Here is a 15,301-nt window from a genome sequence, read left to right as displayed (position 1 = left end):
TTGCTCTGGGCGCCGCTATTGCACGGGCGTCCGCAATGACATAGGTCGCGGGCTGCTGTTTCGGGGTTGGATTATGTCCGAGGCGAAGTCGGCGGCTCAGCCGCCCTCATTGGAGGCCGTGCGCCAGCGCATCGACGCGCTGGACACTGAGCTTCTGCGCCTCATCGACGAGCGGGCTGCGCTCGCCCGGGTGGTCGCCGAGGCCAAGCGCGCGGCCGGCGACGGCGACAAGTTCGGGCTTCGACCCGGCCGCGAGGCGGCGATCCTGCGGCGGCTCATCGCCACCGAGCGGCGGGCCGCCAGTCCGGCGCTGATCGTGCGCATATGGCGCGAGCTGATCGGCGACAGCCTGGCCTCGCAGGGCCCGTTCCATCTTTCGGTCTGGGGCGGGAAGGATCCGGGCCGCGCCGTCGAGCTGGCGCGTCACAGGTTCGGCGCCGCCCCTCCCATGGTGCAGGTCGCCAAGGCCGAGGACGCGGTCGCCGCGGCGCGCACCCGCGGCGGCGTCGGGATCTGCGCGCTCACGGCCGACAGCGCCTGGTGGGGCCGGCTGCTCGCCGAACCCCGCCTAAAGGTCTTCGCCGCCCTGCCGTGCCTGGGCGCCTGGGGTCCCCTGTCGGCGCTCGCCGTGGCCGAGGTCGCCGTGGAGCCCACCGGCGAGGACGTGACCTTCTGGGTCACCGATGCCGCGGGCGCAGCCGACGCCGTCATCGACGCCCTTTCACGCGATGGGGTTGCGGCCGAGCTGCTGGCCGAGGCGGGCGGTCTGAAGCTGTTCGGCCTGGCAGGCTTCTATCAGGCCGAGGATGCGCGGCTCGCCCGCGCGCCGGGGCGCCTCGCAGGCGTGATTGGGGCTGCGCCAGCGCCGCTGGACGTGTAGAGCGTCCAGATTGGTTTCATCTGAAACGAACCCCCATGACCCATACCTCCGAACCCGATGATCGGGCCCGCGCCGCCCGCCCGCTGCCCAAGCCCGGGATCATGGAGATCCACGCCTATGTCCCCGGCAAGGCCAAGGCCGACAGCGGTGTGGAAGCGGTCAAGCTCAGCGCGAACGAGAATGTCCTCGGCTCGAGCGAGAAGGCCCGCGAGGTCTATGTTTCCGCGGCGAGCCAGCTCCACGTCTACCCGGACAGCCGCACGACGATCGTGCGCGACGCCATCGCGGAACACTACCGTCTCGAACCCGAACGGCTGATCTTCGGATGCGGGTCGGACGAGGTCTTCGCGCTGCTCAACCAGACCTTCCTCGAGCCGGGCGACAACATCGTGCAGGGCGAGTACGCGTTCGCGGCCTTCGCGATCGGCGCCCGCGCGTGCCAGGCCGAGGTCCGCAGCGCCCGCGAACCGGGCTACCGGATCGACGTCGACGAGATCCTGAAGTGCGTGGACGGACGGACACGGCTCGTCTTCCTCGCCAACCCCGGCAACCCCACCGGCACGTGGATCCCATTCAGCGAGGTGCGGCGGCTGCATGAGCGCCTGCCGCCCAGCGTGGTGCTGGTGCTGGACGGGGCCTACAGCGAGTTTGCCAACGATCCGGCCTTCGACGACGGCCTCGACTATGCGCGGACGTCCGAGAACGTGGTGGTGACGCACACCTTCTCGAAGCTGCACGGCCTGGCCGCCTTGCGGGTGGGGTGGGGCTATGCGCCGGCCGCGATCGCTGCGGCGGTGGATCGGATCCGGCTCCCGTTCAATGTGTCGATCCCCGCGCAGCTCGCCGCCGTCGAGGCGCTGAAGGATACCGAGTTCCAGGCGCGGTCGATCGCTCACGTCGACCAGTGGCGCGCGTGGCTGACCCAGCAGCTGGGCGGCCTCGGGTTCGAGGTCGTCGGGCCGTCGGCCGCCAACTTCGTGCTCGTGGGCTTCCCTGACAGGCCGGGGCGGACCGCCGCGGACGCCGACGCCTTCCTCAGTGCGCGGGGCCTGCTGACGCGCCGGCTCCTGAACTACGGGATGCCGGATCACCTGCGGATCACGATCGGTCTCGAGGCGCACAACCGCGCGCTGGTCGAGGCGCTGACCGACTTCATCAAGGGCTGAGGAATGAACGAGCCGATCTACGCGAAGATGGCGGTGATCGGCTGCGGCCTCATCGGCTCGTCTGTGGCGCGCGCCGCGCGCGAGGCCGGCGGAGCGGTCGGCGAGATTGCCATCGCCGAAACCTCGGACGCCGCGCGGGCGCGGATCCTGGAGCTGGGGCTCGGCGACGTGGTCACGTCCGACCCGGCCGAGGCGGTGCGCGACGCCGACCTGGTGGTGTTCGCTGTCCCGGTGATGTCGATGGAGGCGGCCGCGCGCGCGGCGGCGCCCGGACTGAAGCCGGGCGCCACGGTGACCGACGTGGGTTCGGTGAAGGCGCATGTGGCGGACGCCCTCGCCGCGGCGTGTCCCGAAGACGTCTTCATCGTACCCGGCCACCCCATCGCCGGAACCGAGCAGTCCGGCCCCGACGCCGGCTTTGCAGAGCTGTTCCAGAACCGCTGGACGATCCTGACGCCGCAGGAGCGCGACGATGCGGCCTATCGCTCGGCCGTTGACCGGCTCAGCCGCTTCTGGACGGCGCTCGGCGCCCGGGTGGAGGAGATGGAGGTCAAGCACCACGACCTGGTCCTGGCCATCACGAGCCACCTTCCTCACCTGATCGCCTACAACATCGTCGGCACGGCTCACGACCTCGAGGGCGTCGCCGAGGCCGAGGTGATGAAGTACTCCGCCGGCGGCTTCCGCGATTTCACCCGCATCGCCGCGTCGGACCCCACCATGTGGCGCGATGTGTTCCTGACCAACAAGGACGCGGTGCTCGAGGTGCTGGGGCGGTTCACCGAGGACCTGCAGGCGCTGTCGCGCGCCATCCGCTGGGGTGAAGGCGACAAGCTGTTCGACCTGTTCAGCCGCACCCGCGAGATCCGCCGCGGCATCGTCGCCATGGGGCAGGAAAGCGCCGAGCCCAACTTCGGGCGCGACCGCGGGAAGCACTGAAGCGCCACAATCGCGAAACACGGCCGCAATGGGCGTGGCGCGAGATCAGGCGACACAAGCTGGAGACACTCGATGCGCAACACGATCCTTGCTGCTGCCGCCCTGCTGGCCGCCGCGGGCGCAGCACAGGCGCAGATGCCGGCCCCGGCCGACCTCATCAAGCGCTGGGACACCAATGGCGACGGCGCGGTCGACAAGGCGGAATGGACGGCGGCGGGGCGGCAGGCCGACCGGTTCGACCTGATCGACGCGAACAAGGACGGCAAGGTCACCGCCGCCGAGCTCGAGGCCGCGATGGCGGCGATGCGCCAGCGCGGAGGCTGACGCGCCCGAACACCGCTGCCAACCCCGAACTGAGCCGTGGGGGCGCGGGACGCCCCCGGGCCGCTCGACGTTCAGCGCCGGCAGACCAAGCTGAAGGTGACACTCGTCAGAGGCGCGGCCGCGGGACCGTTCGGAGCGCCTGCGCCGCCCACCGTCCTGTAGGCCACCCCGTTCTCATCCAGGAAGGCCTGCAGCAGGGTCACGGGGACCGCGAAGTTGATGTTCTGCGGGAACTCGCCGGTGGCTCGCAAGAGGGTTACCTCATCTAGCTTGGACACCGTCACGCCGATCAGCCGCCCGTTCGCATCGACCACGGGGCCACCGCTGTTGCCTGGCTGAATCTGGGCCGAGATCTGGACGAGGCTGCGGTCGCCTTCGGGGCCGCTCAGGCCGCTCACGACGCCCGTGGTGATCTTCAGGCCTGACCCGATGAGGCCGCCCAGCGGATAGCCGCCCGCGGTGAGCGACTCTCCGAGCCGCGGACCGCGATCGCGCAGCATGAGGAACTGGCCACCCGCAGTCGACGTCTTAAGGATGGCGAGGTCGGCCCGCTTGTCGAGCGCGACGACTTTGACGGCGCCCCAACGCGGAGATTCGACCGCCTTGCAGTTCGCGACGACGTGGGCCGCCGTCATGGCGAGCCCGTCGGCCGAGATGAAGAATCCCGTACCGCTGCCGTCGCCGGCATCGTCCTCCGAGCTCCCGGCGGCGTCCGCGCCCTCGGAACCGAGACCCGGCCCCCACCATCCATCTTCGCCGGACGCGCAGTCGACCAGAGCGTCGAGCACGCCATCCACGCCGGAGCCCTCCAGCGTCATATCTGCGATCCGCCGTCCATCCACGGAAATCCGCAGCACCCGCGCAAGCCGGAGCGCCGCCAGCGCTTTCTGGCCGATAGGGCCGTCAAGGTAGAGGTAGTTGTCGTCATAGGACGGCTCGAAGTCGAAAGCATAGGCCTCTGTCGAGAAGAGTCCCTTTCGGCCCGGCTTGAGGGTCTTGTTGGCGCTGACCCCGAAGGAGGTGCCCTCCTTGGTCGTCACCAGGACGATCGCGGGTCCACCCTTCATGGCGGCGTAGGCGGTGCAGGACTCCTCCTCCGCGTTGGCGCGAACCCGCCAGAACCCCTCGGGATTGAGCGCCCCCCGCACGTCCGCGGTCGAAGGCGAGGCCACGCCGGCCCCCCACCACCCCTGCTGGCCCTTCGAACACGCGATGACGGCGTCGAGCGCGCCCTCGAGCCCGGTTTTCTCCACATCGGCGCTGAACACTACGCGGCCATCGAGCTTGACGGCGATCTCGCGGGCCAGCCGCAGCGCCGCGATGGAGCTCTCGTTCATCTCCTCTTCGCTCACCAGTACGCCGCCGCGGCCGAAGGCCGGCGTGAATGAGAAACTATAGGCTTCAGTCGAGAACGCCGCCCGTCGGCCCTTGAGCGGCCGCTTTCCACCCACGGCGAGCGCGAGAGCTCCGTTTTCCGCGTGCAGCATGAACACCTGGCCGGACTCGGCCTCCAAGGTGGCCAGGCAGCTGGTGCTGTCGCTCTCTCCGCGGCCGACCGTCCAGAAGCCCTCCTTGTTGAGTGCGCTCTCGTCTGCCGCCACAGGTCCGGCGACCGCCAAGAGCCCGACGACCAGCGCGGTCAGCAAACTGCGAAACACGGCACACGCCTCCAGATTGAAAGCTCGGCCTTAGCACGCAGCGCGCGGCGAGAACATTAAGCGAACGGATAGCTTGACAGATGGCGCGCGGCTAAGCAGCCAGGAAGGCGCCGACGGTCTCGATCGCCTCCACCAGGGTGACCCGCTTCAGCTCAACCCCTTCAGGCAGGCCGGAGAACAGCCGCGTGGGCGAACTCGCGTCCAGCATGACGAAGCAGCCCCGGTCGTCGGCCCTGCGGATGAGCCTTCCAAAGGCCTGCGCGATGCGGGCGCGGGCGATGGCGTCGTCGTAGCTCTTGTTGCCAAAGCGGGCGCGGCGGGCCTTGTGCAGGATGTCGGGGCGCGGCCAGGGGATGCGGTCGAAGACCAGCAGGCGCAGACTGCGGCCCGGCACGTCGACCCCGTCGCGCACCGCGTCGGTGCCCAGCAGGCAGGCGTCCTCCTCGGCGCGGAAGATGTCGACCAGCGCGCCCACCTCGAGGGGGTCCACGTGCTGGGCGTAGAGGGCGAGGCCGCGATCGGCCAGCGGGGCCGCGATCCGCTCGTGCACCGCGCGCAGGCGGCGAATGGCGGTGAACAGGCCGAGGCCGCCGCCGCCTGCGGCCAGGAACAGCTCGCGCATGGCCGCGGCGATCTGGCGGGCGTCGTCCTTGCTCACGTCGGTGACGACGAGGGCGCGGGCGTTGGCGGCGTAGTCGAACGGCGAGGCCACCTTGAGCGTCTTCGGACGCTCGGGCAGGCGCGCGGCGCCTGTGCGCATCTCGGCCAGGGCGAAGGGGTCCTCGAGCGTGGGGTCGGCCAGCGTGGCGGAGGTGACCAGCACGCCGTGCGCAGGGGCGATCACGGCGTTGGTCAGGGGCTCGGTGGGGTCGATCCAGTGGCGGCGGCAGGCGGCGTCGACGACCCTCCCGAACATCATGTGCGCGTCGAACCAGTCGACGAAGTCGGGGTCGTCCTCGGCGCCCTCGTCGATGGCCTGCAGCATGGCGCGCCAGGCGGGCAGCTGCATGCGGGCGCGGCGGTCGAGGCCCCGGAGGGCGCCTTCGATGCGGGCGCGCTCGGAGGCCGAGAGCGTCTCGGCCTCGGCGTCCATGACGTCCTCGAGCGCCCGGGCCAGCGCCAGCAGCGGCGCCTCCACGGCCGCCAGCGCCGCGGCCGCCTCGCGCGCCGTGTCGCGCACCAGGTCCAGCGCCGGCCGCGCCTGGCACTCCATGCCCACCTCGGACGGCGCCGCCCGCGCGCGCAGCTGCTCCAGCACCGCCACCAGGAACGCCTCCACCGGCCCCAGCGGGTTCACCTCCCCGGTCGGCGGCGCGATCCGGCCGCTCCAGCCCTCCCCCGGCAGCGCCGAGGCCGCCCCGATGCACCGCGCCAGCGCCTCGCGCGCGTCCTCCCGGTCGCCCAGGATGTCGAGCAGCCGGTTCTCCAGGCCCCGCCCGCGCCGTCCCCGCCCCTCCGGCCCCCGGATCCAGCGCCGCAGCTCGGCCGCCTCCTGCCCCGACAGCGCCGCCGAGAACGCCGAGTCGGCCGCGTCGAACAGGTGGTGCCCCTCGTCGAACACGATGCGCTTCAGGTGCGTCGTCTCGGCGTCGCCCTTGGATCCGCGCGCCGCCCGCGCCCCGTCGAACGCCGCCTGGCTCAGCACCAGCGCGTGGTTGGCGATCACCAGGTCCGCGCGCCGGCTGCCGCGGATCGCCTTCTCCACGAAGCAGGCGCGGTAGTGCGGGCAGCCGGCGTGGACGCACTCGCCCCGCCGGTCCACCAGGTTGGCGGGCGAGGCCTGGGCCGCGGGCGGCGTGGCGAACAGCGTCGGCAGCCAGGCCGGGAAGTCGCCGCCGGTCATGTCGCCGTCGCGGGTGGCCCGCGCCCACCGGGCCGCCAGCCCCATGCCCACCAGGTCGCCGCCCCCCGAAACCCCGACGCCCATCTGGGCCGCGTTCGCCTGCTCCTGGAAGTTCAGTAGGCAGAGGTAGTTCTCGCGCCCCTTGCGCACCACGGCCTTCTTCGCCCGCACCGCCGCGTCGGGGTAGACGGCGCGGCTCTCGCGCTCGATCTGGCGCTGCAGCGCGCGCGTGTAGGTCGAGACCCACACCGCCGGCCCGTTGGCCTCGGCCCACAGCGAGGCGGGCGCCAGGTAACCCAGGGTCTTGCCCACGCCGGTCCCCGCCTCGGCCAGCATCATGTTGGGCTCGCCCTCCCGTTCGCGCGTGGCGAAGACGTGGGCGGTCTCGGCGGCGTATTCGCGCTGCGCCGGCCGCGCCTCGTCGAGGCCGGCGGTCTCGAGCAGCGAACGCAGCCGCGCCTGGGCCGCCTCGGGCGCCACGGGCTTGCTGCCCGGCTCGCCGGGCGGCGCCTCGGCCTCCCACTCGGGAATGCGCTGCCAGACGTCGAGGCCGGACGAGCGGAACTGGTTGCCGGCGGGCTGGGACCGCAGCGCGCCGATCGCCGCCGGGCCCCACGGCCAGCCGGCCCGCGCCAGGGTCTCGGCCAGCGCCAGCGCCTCCTCGCGGCTGGGCGTGGGCGCCGCCGCCAGCTCGGCCAGCAGCACGCGCGCGGCCGCGTGCAGGCTGGCGGCCTGCTCTGGCCCGCCCGCGGGCGCCGGCAGGTCCAGCGCCTGGGCCAGGCCCGCCGCGCTGGGGGCGGTGAAGCGCGCGGGCCGCACGAAGGCGAAGAGCTCCAGGACGTCGAAGATGCGCGGCGTGCGCGGCGGCGGGGCTAGGCCCAGGCGCCGCGCCGTCATCGCCGCATGGGCGACCAGCACCGGCGCCGACTGCAGAAGGTCGCGCGCGTCCGGGGGACGGATCTGGGCGGCCGGGCCCTCAGGGGGCGCGAGCGCGCAGCGGGGACCCGGCAGGACGACGAGTGCGGGGGCGAGGGCCAGGGCAGGCGGCGGAGCGGACACCGCCCTGGGCTAGCGCAGAATCGTTGGGAACGGAATGGGAACGGTGAGGGTGGGCGCGAAAGTTCGGCGGTGGAACAACACGGACCGTCCACACTGCGCCCTTAATCCCACGGACAGAGTTTGCCTGGGGGCTGAGCCGTCTCAAGGACGACGCCGCAGGCGTCGCCGCGGCGCGGTCGCGCCGGAGGCGCGATCCTTGACACGGCTCAGCCCCCAGGCTCGCAATCAACCATGGGATCGAAGGACGCCTCCCTGCCCGGTCGGGCAGCGGGGCGGCAGGGTTGGGGGGTAGCGATTGGTCTCCATGCACTGGACGCGACACTGCAGAGGGGAAGCGGGTTGCCTCGACGCACCAAGTTCGGTGAACGTCTGGTTGGAACCCAGCATGGACAGCGGTCTCGAGCGTGTCTGAACCCTCCTCGCGCCTCCTCAATCCCGACGTTCTGACGCGCATCTACGAAGCAGCCGCCCTTCCCGAAGCGTGGCCGGCCATTCTCGGCGAACTGGGTCAGGGCGTGGGCGCCCGCGGCGGCCTGTTGTTCAACATTGGCGGGGCCCGGATGGTGGGATCACGCGACGAGTTGGCGATGGGCAGTGATTTTGTCGCCGCGGGATACATGGACCAGAATCCCCGTCCCCAGAACATTCTGAGACGCCGCACCGCAGGGTTCGATACCGACCTGGACGTGTGCACAGCCGACGAGCTGCGGACGCTGCCGATGTTCACCGACTTTCTGCATCCGCGCGGCTACTTCGCCGCCGCGGGCACGGCCATCCTCGGCGCCGGGTTCGAAGACCTTGTTCTCACCATCGAAGGCTATCCCAGCCATGAGGCGATGCTCGCCAGCGTGCCGACGCTCGATGCGTTGCGGCCGCACTTGGCCCGCGCGGCAGCCTTGTCCGCCCAATTGAGAATGGAACAGGCGCGGGCAGCCGTCGCGGCCCTCGAAGTGATCGATGTGCCGGCCGCCATGCTGTCGGTGCGCGGAAAGCTGCTTGCCGCCAACAGCCTCTTCGGGGACCGGCTGGGCGCTGAGGTCTTCGACCTTCGAGCCGGCGTAAGACTCGGGGACGCCCGCGCGGACGCCCTACTGAAGCGTGTGCTTCGAGCGGTAGAGGTCGGAGAGGTGGTCGGGCGCTCGATCGCCATGCCGGCGACCGAGACAGCAGCCGCCAGGGTCCTCCACGTCGTGCCCGTCTCCGGACTGGCGCGCGACATCTTCACGTCCGGTGCGGTTCTTCTGACGCTGACGTCGACGGATCGTCGGGCGCCCCCCGGAGTCGATCTCCTTCAGGCGCTTTTTGACCTGACCAAGGCGGAGGCCCGCGTTGCGCGGACCCTCGCAGCCGGCGCTACAGTGGCTGAGATTGCACGAGCCACCGGTACATCCGAACAGACTATCCGCGTCCATGTCCGCAGCCTGCTCTCGAAGAGCGGCGTTCGACGGCAGGTGGAGCTGGTGCAGATATTGACCGGCCTCGCGCTGTCGCACACCTAAAATGGCCAGTTGCGAGGTCGCTACCCGACTTTGGGTACGACCGTGCACCGGGTGTACCCAACGAGTGCTCGGGGATTGCGGTGACAGGTCCAGGGTCCTGGGGCGGGGGCTGGGCAAGTGTATCCTTAACCGCCCCCCCAGGCTCCTGGGCATCGCGATGCCTGGGGCGGCGTGTGGCCGGGCGGCGCTCCGCCGCTCAGCAGGCGCGGGATGTGGCGCCGCAGGGGCGCCGGCGGCGCAGGGTTGCGCCGGCAAACCCGAAACCCAGGATCATCAGCGCCCAGGCAGACGGCTCCGGCACGCCGCCGGGCGTCGGCTCGGCGATCCCCGCAGCGTAGGCCAGTCCGCCAACCGTGCTGTCCAGGCCCGTTGCACCGACGAGCGTCACCGCCGCTGTCGTGGGGTCGATCCGGTAGAGGTTGCGGTCACGGTTCGACACCATGAAGAGCGTGCCGAGGTCGGAGTCATAGGCCAGGCCGGCGCCGTTTGCGTTGACGCCAATGCTGCCGATAAAGGTGCGGGCGAGCGTAGCGGGGTTGGTCGCGTAGAGCGCGCCAGCGTTCGAGAGCGTATAGAGGCGGCCGTTGCCCATATCCGCGCCCTCGTAATCCCCGGCCCGGACGTCGCTTGTCACGGTGGTGAACGCGCTCCCGTTGAAGCTGTAGACCGCGAGCACCCCGTCGGTGGTGGCATAGAGGCGGTTGGTCGCCAGGTCGTAGGCGAGGCCTTCCGGCGGATAGAAGAAGCCGCCGACGTGGGGCAGGCCGAAGCTGGCGATCTGGTTGCCGGCGGCGTCAAGTTGTAGGATCTGGGCTTGCGCGGCCGGGGCGCCGGGAGAGGCCGCAAAAAGCGTGTCGCCCGGGCCGACCGCCAGACCCACGTTCTGCTGCAAGACTCCGTTGTTGGCGACGAAGGTCGCGGCGCCGGTGGTCCTGTTCAACCGGTATAGACCCGTGTCGGTGTTGAAGAACAACGTCCCGGCCTGGGCGGCGGGAGCGGCCAACAGGCCGACGGCGATCAGAGACGAAACCCACAGGTGCTTTTGCATTGCCCCCCCAAGGCGCGAGCGCCGGCCCGGCCGGCATCGGCCCACGCTTAAGGGGCGGCGGCGCGGGGCGCATACCCAGTATTGGGTAGGCGGAGAGATGCCCGGCCACGCAGATGCCGAGGCTGCCGGTAGGATCACGGGGACATCAGGATCCCTAACCGGATGCCTCTAGCGAATCCCAGACAGCCCGTGCGCATAGTCTGGCGACGCTTCAACCGAAACGGCGCGTTGCGTGGAAGACTTGTTGGACAGAATCTATGAGGCGGCCGCGGTCCCGGAGATGTGGCCAGGAGTGCTCAGCGCCCTGAAGGACCGTCATGGGGCCAAGGTGGCCCACCTCTTCCGCATCACACCCCACGGTGTGGGCAACGTCTCGGTGGGACATACCCAGGCGGAGTTGGACTTCATGTTCGGCCATCCGCTATTGCGCGAGAACCCGCGACTGAAGGGTGTGGTCGGCCGACAACATGCCGGCTTCCTGTCGGATTCCGACATGTACACCGACGCAGAGATCCGCCACCTGCCCTACTACACCGAGGTGGTGATGCCATTCGGCGCCTTCCCGGGCGTCGGGACGCTGCTGCGCGGGGCCCTGGACGACGCCGTCGTGCTGAGCCTGGAGGGTTTTGCCGGCCACCCGGAAAGCCGCGCGGCGGTCCCCGAACTCGATCGACTGCGACCACACCTCGCGAGAGCCGCCGCATTGGCGTCGCAACTGTACGGACAGCGCGACCGGGCGGTCGTGAACGCCCTCGGGCGCATCGGCGCCGCCGCCGGCGTCCTGGACCGGCGCGGCGTGTTGCGAAGCGCCAACGAGGCCTTCGGGGCCGACCTCGGCGGCCGCTATTATGACCACCGCCAGCGCCTCCGGCTGGACGACCCCGACGCCGACAGGTTGTTGCTGGACGCCCTGCAGCGACTGGACCAGGGCGGATGGGGAAGTCGCTCGATCCCGCTGCCCGGCAACGATCAGCATCCTCCAGCCGTGCTTCACCTCGTGCCCATTCGTCGCGCGGGGCAGGACATCTTTGGCGACTCCGCGATCCTGGCGCTGCTGTGCGAAGCCCGCCCGGGGCCGTTTCCAGGCCTCGATCTGCTTCAGGCGCTCTTCGACTTGACCCCCGCTGAGAGCCGGATCGCCAGGGGGCTGGCCGAGGGGGTCAGCCCTGCCGAGCTGGCCACACGCTTCAACCTGTCGCTCCTGACCGTTCGCACACACGTCCGCGCCATACTGGCCAAAACCGGCCAACGGCGCGCGTCCTCGCTGATTGCGCTCCTGTCGAACCTGGCCATCCCCGCCCAGCCCGACGACAGGTGATCGTCCTCCGCAGGTGCGCAGGTTTCCGAGACGCGACGCCCACCTCGCGCCCGGGGCTCGCCCCCTCCACCATCCGCTCTTCGGCGGATGGTCCCCCTCCCCGCTTTGCGGGGGAGATGCGGCGGGTGGGAAACCTGGGGGTGGTGTCCGGGGTTGCTGAGGCAGGAGGGACGCCGATGACGCTGGAAACCGAGCTGTACCGCATCGAGGAGGGGTTCTGGCTGCTGGGCGAGGCGCATTTCCTGGCGCATCTGGACGCGCATTGCCTGCTGGCCTTTCCCCAGGCCGGCGAGATGCACGGGGTCTTCGACCGGACGGACGTGGCCGCCACGGCGACGCCCTCGAACCGGTGGCGGGACCTGCGGATGAGCGGCCGGAGCCTGCTGGAGGCCGGAGAGGTGGCGATCATCAGCTACCGGGCTGATGTGACGCGCGCCGACGGCCAGCCCTACGCCGCGCTGGTCAGCTCGGGCTACGTGCGCCGGCCCGACGGGTGGAAGCTGGCGTTTCACCAGCATTCGCCGGTTCCGGTCCAGGAAGGGGGCGGTGCGGCCCCGGCGGAGGCTCAGGGGTGATCGGGGTGGGCGTCGCGTCTCGGGCGCACTCTGTATTGATGAGCGTTCGGACGCCGGAAGGTGCAGACCTACTTACGGTAAGTATCCGGAAGACTGTCGATCCAGGCGAGTTAAGGATAACCGATCGTTTACGTTTTCATCTGGAAAACTTTCTCCCAATTTGGGTAATCAGGTCGAGGTAACAGGATTACATTCCCGCGATATGAGTTCTATGTCGCACTGCTGATGACACGGGGGCTGAGTTGCATATCTTGTCGGGAGAGCAGATCCGCGCGGCGCGTTCCATCCTGAGGATGGACCAGGTGGACCTCGCCACCCAAACGGGGCTGAGCGTGGAGACGATCAAGCGTCTCGAGAGCATCCGGGGGCCGATCGGCGCCCACGTCACCACGCTGCGGGCGCTGGTGGCGGCGTTCCGGGAGCTGGGGGTGAACTTCGACGCCTCGCCCGAGGGCGAGGGCGTCTGGCGGGTTCATACGGCGGCCTAGGGGGCGCCCCCTCCACTATCCGCTCTTCGTCGGGGAAGAAGCGATGCGGGCGGCCGGTTTGGGCCCTTCAATCCATGGACGGAGTTTGCCTTGAGGCCGAGCCGTCTCAAGGACGAGCCCGCAGGGCTCGCCGCGGCGCGGCGCGGGCAGGCTGCCCGCGTCCTTGACACGGCTCGGCCCCAAGGCTCGCAATCAACCATGGGATTGACGGGGGGCTCCGCGCCCCTTGGGCGCCGCAGCGGCGGCCCTGGGCGGCGCGCTCAGCGCTTGGGGCTCGCCCCCTCCACCATCCGCGCTTCGGCGGATGGTCCCCCTCCCCCGCGCGCGGGGGAGGAGCAGGGGGCGGAATGTTCTATTTTTGTTCTTGACTCCGCGACACGTTTCCGGCAGGTTATGGGCAGGGTTCGGTGGTGCGCCTGCGGGCGGCTCCGGGCCCTTTTCGTTTCCGGACAGAAGCAGGAGGGCCTCGGATGGAAGAGGAGGTTTTGGCGCGGCCGCCGCAGCGGGGGCTGTTGCGGCGGATGGGCGGGCCGGCGAATGCGGTGCGGTTTTCGGCCACGGTGGCGCGGCGGATCTGCGCGCGGCTGGAGTCGGGCGACAACCTGCGCAACATCTGCCGCGACGCGGACATGCCGCACCGCTCGACGGTGACGGCCTGGGGCAAGGCGCTGCCCAAGTTCGGCGAGGCGATGGAGCGGGCGCGGCGGGCGGCCGGCTGGCACGGCCGCGGCGGGCATCCGCCGAAGTGGTGTCCCTACACCGCCATGGAGGTGTGCCGGCGGGTGTCGGAGGGCCAGCGGCTGCGCGACATCTGCGACGACCCGGAGATGCCGTCGCTGGGGCTGGTGGAGAAGTGGCGGCGCGAGCGGCCGGAATTCGCGGCGGTGATGCGCGAGGCCCGCGCGATCGTGGCCGAGCGGATCTGCGAGGACAGCTGGGAGACGATGCGGGCCGTGACGCCGCAGACCGCGTTCGCCACGCACGTGCAGCTCCTGCACATGCGCTGGATGAGCGCGTGCTTCGACCCCTCGCGGTTCGGGCGGTTCCGGGCCGTGCCGCACGAGAGCGCCGAGGCCGTGGCGGCGCGTGGCGAGCCCACCGAGGTGGTGTTCCGCGCCCGGCGGTTCGAGAAGTACGTGGACGAGACGGGCCGCGCGCGCCTGCGCGAGCTGTTCCCGGACGGGGAGGCTCCGGCGCTGAGCGACGGCCAGGGCGCGGCTGGGGTGAGCGAGCCCCCTGCCCGCGCCTAGCCGCCGCAGGCGAAGCGGGCGAGGTCGGCGGCGGTGTCGCGGCTGATCTCGGGGCAGGCGATGGAGAAGATCTCGGTCCCGTGGATCGTGCCCATGAGCTGGCGGCAGCGGGCGGGCTGGCCGGCGCGCAGGAGCAGCCGGTAGAAGTTCACGCCCTCGTCCCGCAGCGGATCGCACTCGTTGACGCTGATGACCACCGGCGGGAGCCCGCGCACGTCGGCCTCGGTGGCGAAGCCGGGCCAGGCCAGCGGGTTCTTCGCGTGCAGCTGCTCGATGCCGTAGGCCATGGCGCCGCGGTTGTTGTGCAGCTCCAGCAGCAGGCCGTTGTTCTCGACGGACGAGGGGTTGTCGGGGTGGGGCCACTGGCCGGCGATGTAGGGGCACAGGGCGTAGAGGCCCTGGATCAGGCCGATGTCGCCGTCCTTCAGCAGCTTCAGCCCGGTGGCCAGCGTGAGGTTGCCGCCGCCGCTCTCGCCGGCGACGACGATGCGGCCGGGGTCGATGTTGAGCGCCTCGGCGTTCGCCGCCACCCACTTCACGGCCGAGACGCAGTCGTTCAGGCCGGCGGGGAACGGCAGCACCTCGGGCGCGGACGACGGCCGCAGGGCGTTGCGGAAGTCGGGCATCACCACGCAGACCCCGGCGGCGGCGATGATCCGGCCCCAGGACGCGTACATGCCGTTGAAGGCGCTCATGGACTGCATGCCGCCGCCGTGGAGGTAGACCACGCAGGCGAGGCGCTCGGCCGTGTCGGGGCGGATGACCGCGGCCTGGATGGTGTTGCCGTCGGGCTGGGAGACGTAGGTCTCGCGGCGGATGGAGAGGCCGGCGCTCGACGCGTTGGCCTCGCTGTCGCACGCGTCGAACAGCGCCTGCATGGCCGCCTCGGCGGCCAGGGCCGCGGGGGTGTTGGCCTCGGCGATCAGGGCCTCGCGCGAGGCGATGTCGCCCACGGGCGGACGGTCGGGCCAGCCGAAGACCGCCTTGATGCGCGGATCGATGCGCGGGTCGCGGGCGAGCTTGGAGGCGGGCACGTCGTTCATGGCGAAGGTCCTTGGCGTGGGTCCTCGGCACCTTCGCAGGGCGACGACGGGGAAGTCCAGGCCCACGGGGTCGGCGCCGCCCCGTGGTCTTCCGCCGCAAGGTGAAGAGTCGCCGGCGCCCCGGCGGGCCACCTCCGCCGCCTTCGGCTGCTCCTCCCTGCGGGGGTAAGCCGGGCGGGCGTGAGGGGCGGTAGAGCCGCCCCGTTCAACC

Annotated in this window: 13 protein-coding genes; 9 read left to right on the top strand and 4 right to left on the bottom strand. The window is 70.9% G+C overall.

Going from position 1 to position 15,301, the window contains the following annotated elements:
* Window positions 1-73: 73 nt before the first annotated feature.
* From AC2D8W_RS08865 to AC2D8W_RS08850, 4 genes are all read left to right on the top strand, one after another.
* Entirely contained in the window at window positions 74-880 is an 807-nt protein-coding gene (locus tag AC2D8W_RS08865; RefSeq protein WP_484671243.1) for a chorismate mutase, read from the top strand.
* Between the two features lie 35 nt (window positions 881-915).
* Window positions 916-2,046, top strand: coding sequence for a pyridoxal phosphate-dependent aminotransferase (locus tag AC2D8W_RS08860; RefSeq protein WP_484671242.1), 1,131 nt, complete (start codon window positions 916-918; stop codon window positions 2,044-2,046).
* 3 nt (window positions 2,047-2,049) lie between these two features.
* The gene (locus tag AC2D8W_RS08855) at window positions 2,050-2,985 is read left to right on the top strand and encodes a prephenate/arogenate dehydrogenase family protein (RefSeq protein ID WP_484671241.1); all 936 of its coding nucleotides are present in this window, start codon (window positions 2,050-2,052) and stop codon (window positions 2,983-2,985) included.
* A 72-nt stretch (window positions 2,986-3,057) separates the two neighbouring features.
* The gene (locus AC2D8W_RS08850; RefSeq protein ID WP_293484056.1) at window positions 3,058-3,309 is read left to right on the top strand and encodes an EF-hand domain-containing protein; all 252 of its coding nucleotides are present in this window, start codon (window positions 3,058-3,060) and stop codon (window positions 3,307-3,309) included.
* 71 nt (window positions 3,310-3,380) lie between these two features.
* On the opposite strand, the gene AC2D8W_RS08845 is transcribed toward AC2D8W_RS08850, so the two are convergent.
* The gene (locus tag AC2D8W_RS08845) at window positions 3,381-4,967 is read right to left on the bottom strand and encodes a S1C family serine protease (protein WP_484671240.1); all 1,587 of its coding nucleotides are present in this window, start codon (window positions 4,965-4,967) and stop codon (window positions 3,381-3,383) included.
* Window positions 4,968-5,058: 91 nt separating this feature from the next.
* Window positions 5,059-7,869, bottom strand: coding sequence for a helicase C-terminal domain-containing protein (locus AC2D8W_RS08840; protein WP_484671239.1), 2,811 nt, complete (start codon window positions 7,867-7,869; stop codon window positions 5,059-5,061).
* 404 nt (window positions 7,870-8,273) lie between these two features.
* Between AC2D8W_RS08840 and AC2D8W_RS08835 the strand changes: the two genes are divergently transcribed.
* A complete protein-coding gene (locus AC2D8W_RS08835) occupies window positions 8,274-9,368 on the top strand; it encodes a helix-turn-helix transcriptional regulator (protein ID WP_484671238.1) in 1,095 nt (364 codons plus the stop codon).
* Window positions 9,369-9,564: 196 nt separating this feature from the next.
* On the opposite strand, the gene AC2D8W_RS08830 is transcribed toward AC2D8W_RS08835, so the two are convergent.
* Window positions 9,565-10,416 carry a PEPxxWA-CTERM sorting domain-containing protein gene (locus AC2D8W_RS08830; protein ID WP_484671237.1) on the bottom strand — a complete coding sequence of 284 codons (852 nt, stop codon included), beginning with the start codon at window positions 10,414-10,416 and terminating at the stop codon, window positions 9,565-9,567.
* Window positions 10,417-10,660: 244 nt separating this feature from the next.
* Between AC2D8W_RS08830 and AC2D8W_RS08825 the strand changes: the two genes are divergently transcribed.
* From AC2D8W_RS08825 to AC2D8W_RS08810, 4 genes are all read left to right on the top strand, one after another.
* Entirely contained in the window at window positions 10,661-11,734 is a 1,074-nt protein-coding gene (locus AC2D8W_RS08825) for a helix-turn-helix transcriptional regulator (protein ID WP_484671236.1), read from the top strand.
* Between the two features lie 176 nt (window positions 11,735-11,910).
* A complete protein-coding gene (locus AC2D8W_RS08820) occupies window positions 11,911-12,309 on the top strand; it encodes a hypothetical protein (RefSeq protein ID WP_484671235.1) in 399 nt (132 codons plus the stop codon).
* Window positions 12,310-12,602: 293 nt separating this feature from the next.
* Entirely contained in the window at window positions 12,603-12,797 is a 195-nt protein-coding gene (locus AC2D8W_RS08815; RefSeq protein ID WP_484671234.1) for a hypothetical protein, read from the top strand.
* A gap of 470 nt (window positions 12,798-13,267) precedes the next feature.
* On the top strand, window positions 13,268-14,047 hold the full coding sequence (locus tag AC2D8W_RS08810; protein WP_484671233.1) for a terminase small subunit-like protein: 780 nt from the start codon (window positions 13,268-13,270) through the stop codon (window positions 14,045-14,047).
* On the opposite strand, the gene AC2D8W_RS08805 is transcribed toward AC2D8W_RS08810, so the two are convergent.
* Window positions 14,044-15,090: an alpha/beta fold hydrolase gene (locus tag AC2D8W_RS08805; protein WP_484671232.1), complete on the bottom strand. Its 1,047-nt coding sequence runs from the start codon at window positions 15,088-15,090 to the stop codon at window positions 14,044-14,046. The genes AC2D8W_RS08810 and AC2D8W_RS08805 overlap by 4 nt on opposite strands.
* Window positions 15,091-15,301: the final 211 nt, after the last annotated feature.

The sequence above is a fragment of the Phenylobacterium sp. T106 genome (assembly GCF_057219735.1).
The sequence above is the reverse complement of the archived record's forward strand: the minus strand, read 5'-3'. Positions and strand labels throughout refer to the sequence as shown.

What these genes read in the sequence shown, in the direction of transcription:
- AC2D8W_RS08860 (WP_484671242.1), top strand. Translation starts at nt 916, where the DNA reads ATGACCCATACCTCCGAACCCGATGATCGGGCCCGCGCCGCCCGCCCG.
- AC2D8W_RS08805 (WP_484671232.1), bottom strand. Translation starts at nt 15,090, where the DNA reads ATGAACGACGTGCCCGCCTCCAAGCTCGCCCGCGACCCGCGCATCGAT.
- AC2D8W_RS08865 (WP_484671243.1), top strand. Translation starts at nt 74, where the DNA reads ATGTCCGAGGCGAAGTCGGCGGCTCAGCCGCCCTCATTGGAGGCCGTG.
- AC2D8W_RS08810 (WP_484671233.1), top strand. Translation starts at nt 13,268, where the DNA reads ATGGAAGAGGAGGTTTTGGCGCGGCCGCCGCAGCGGGGGCTGTTGCGG.
- AC2D8W_RS08830 (WP_484671237.1), bottom strand. Translation starts at nt 10,416, where the DNA reads ATGCAAAAGCACCTGTGGGTTTCGTCTCTGATCGCCGTCGGCCTGTTG.
- AC2D8W_RS08850 (WP_293484056.1), top strand. Translation starts at nt 3,058, where the DNA reads ATGCGCAACACGATCCTTGCTGCTGCCGCCCTGCTGGCCGCCGCGGGC.
- AC2D8W_RS08820 (WP_484671235.1), top strand. Translation starts at nt 11,911, where the DNA reads ATGACGCTGGAAACCGAGCTGTACCGCATCGAGGAGGGGTTCTGGCTG.
- AC2D8W_RS08855 (WP_484671241.1), top strand. Translation starts at nt 2,050, where the DNA reads ATGAACGAGCCGATCTACGCGAAGATGGCGGTGATCGGCTGCGGCCTC.
- AC2D8W_RS08815 (WP_484671234.1), top strand. Translation starts at nt 12,603, where the DNA reads ATGGACCAGGTGGACCTCGCCACCCAAACGGGGCTGAGCGTGGAGACG.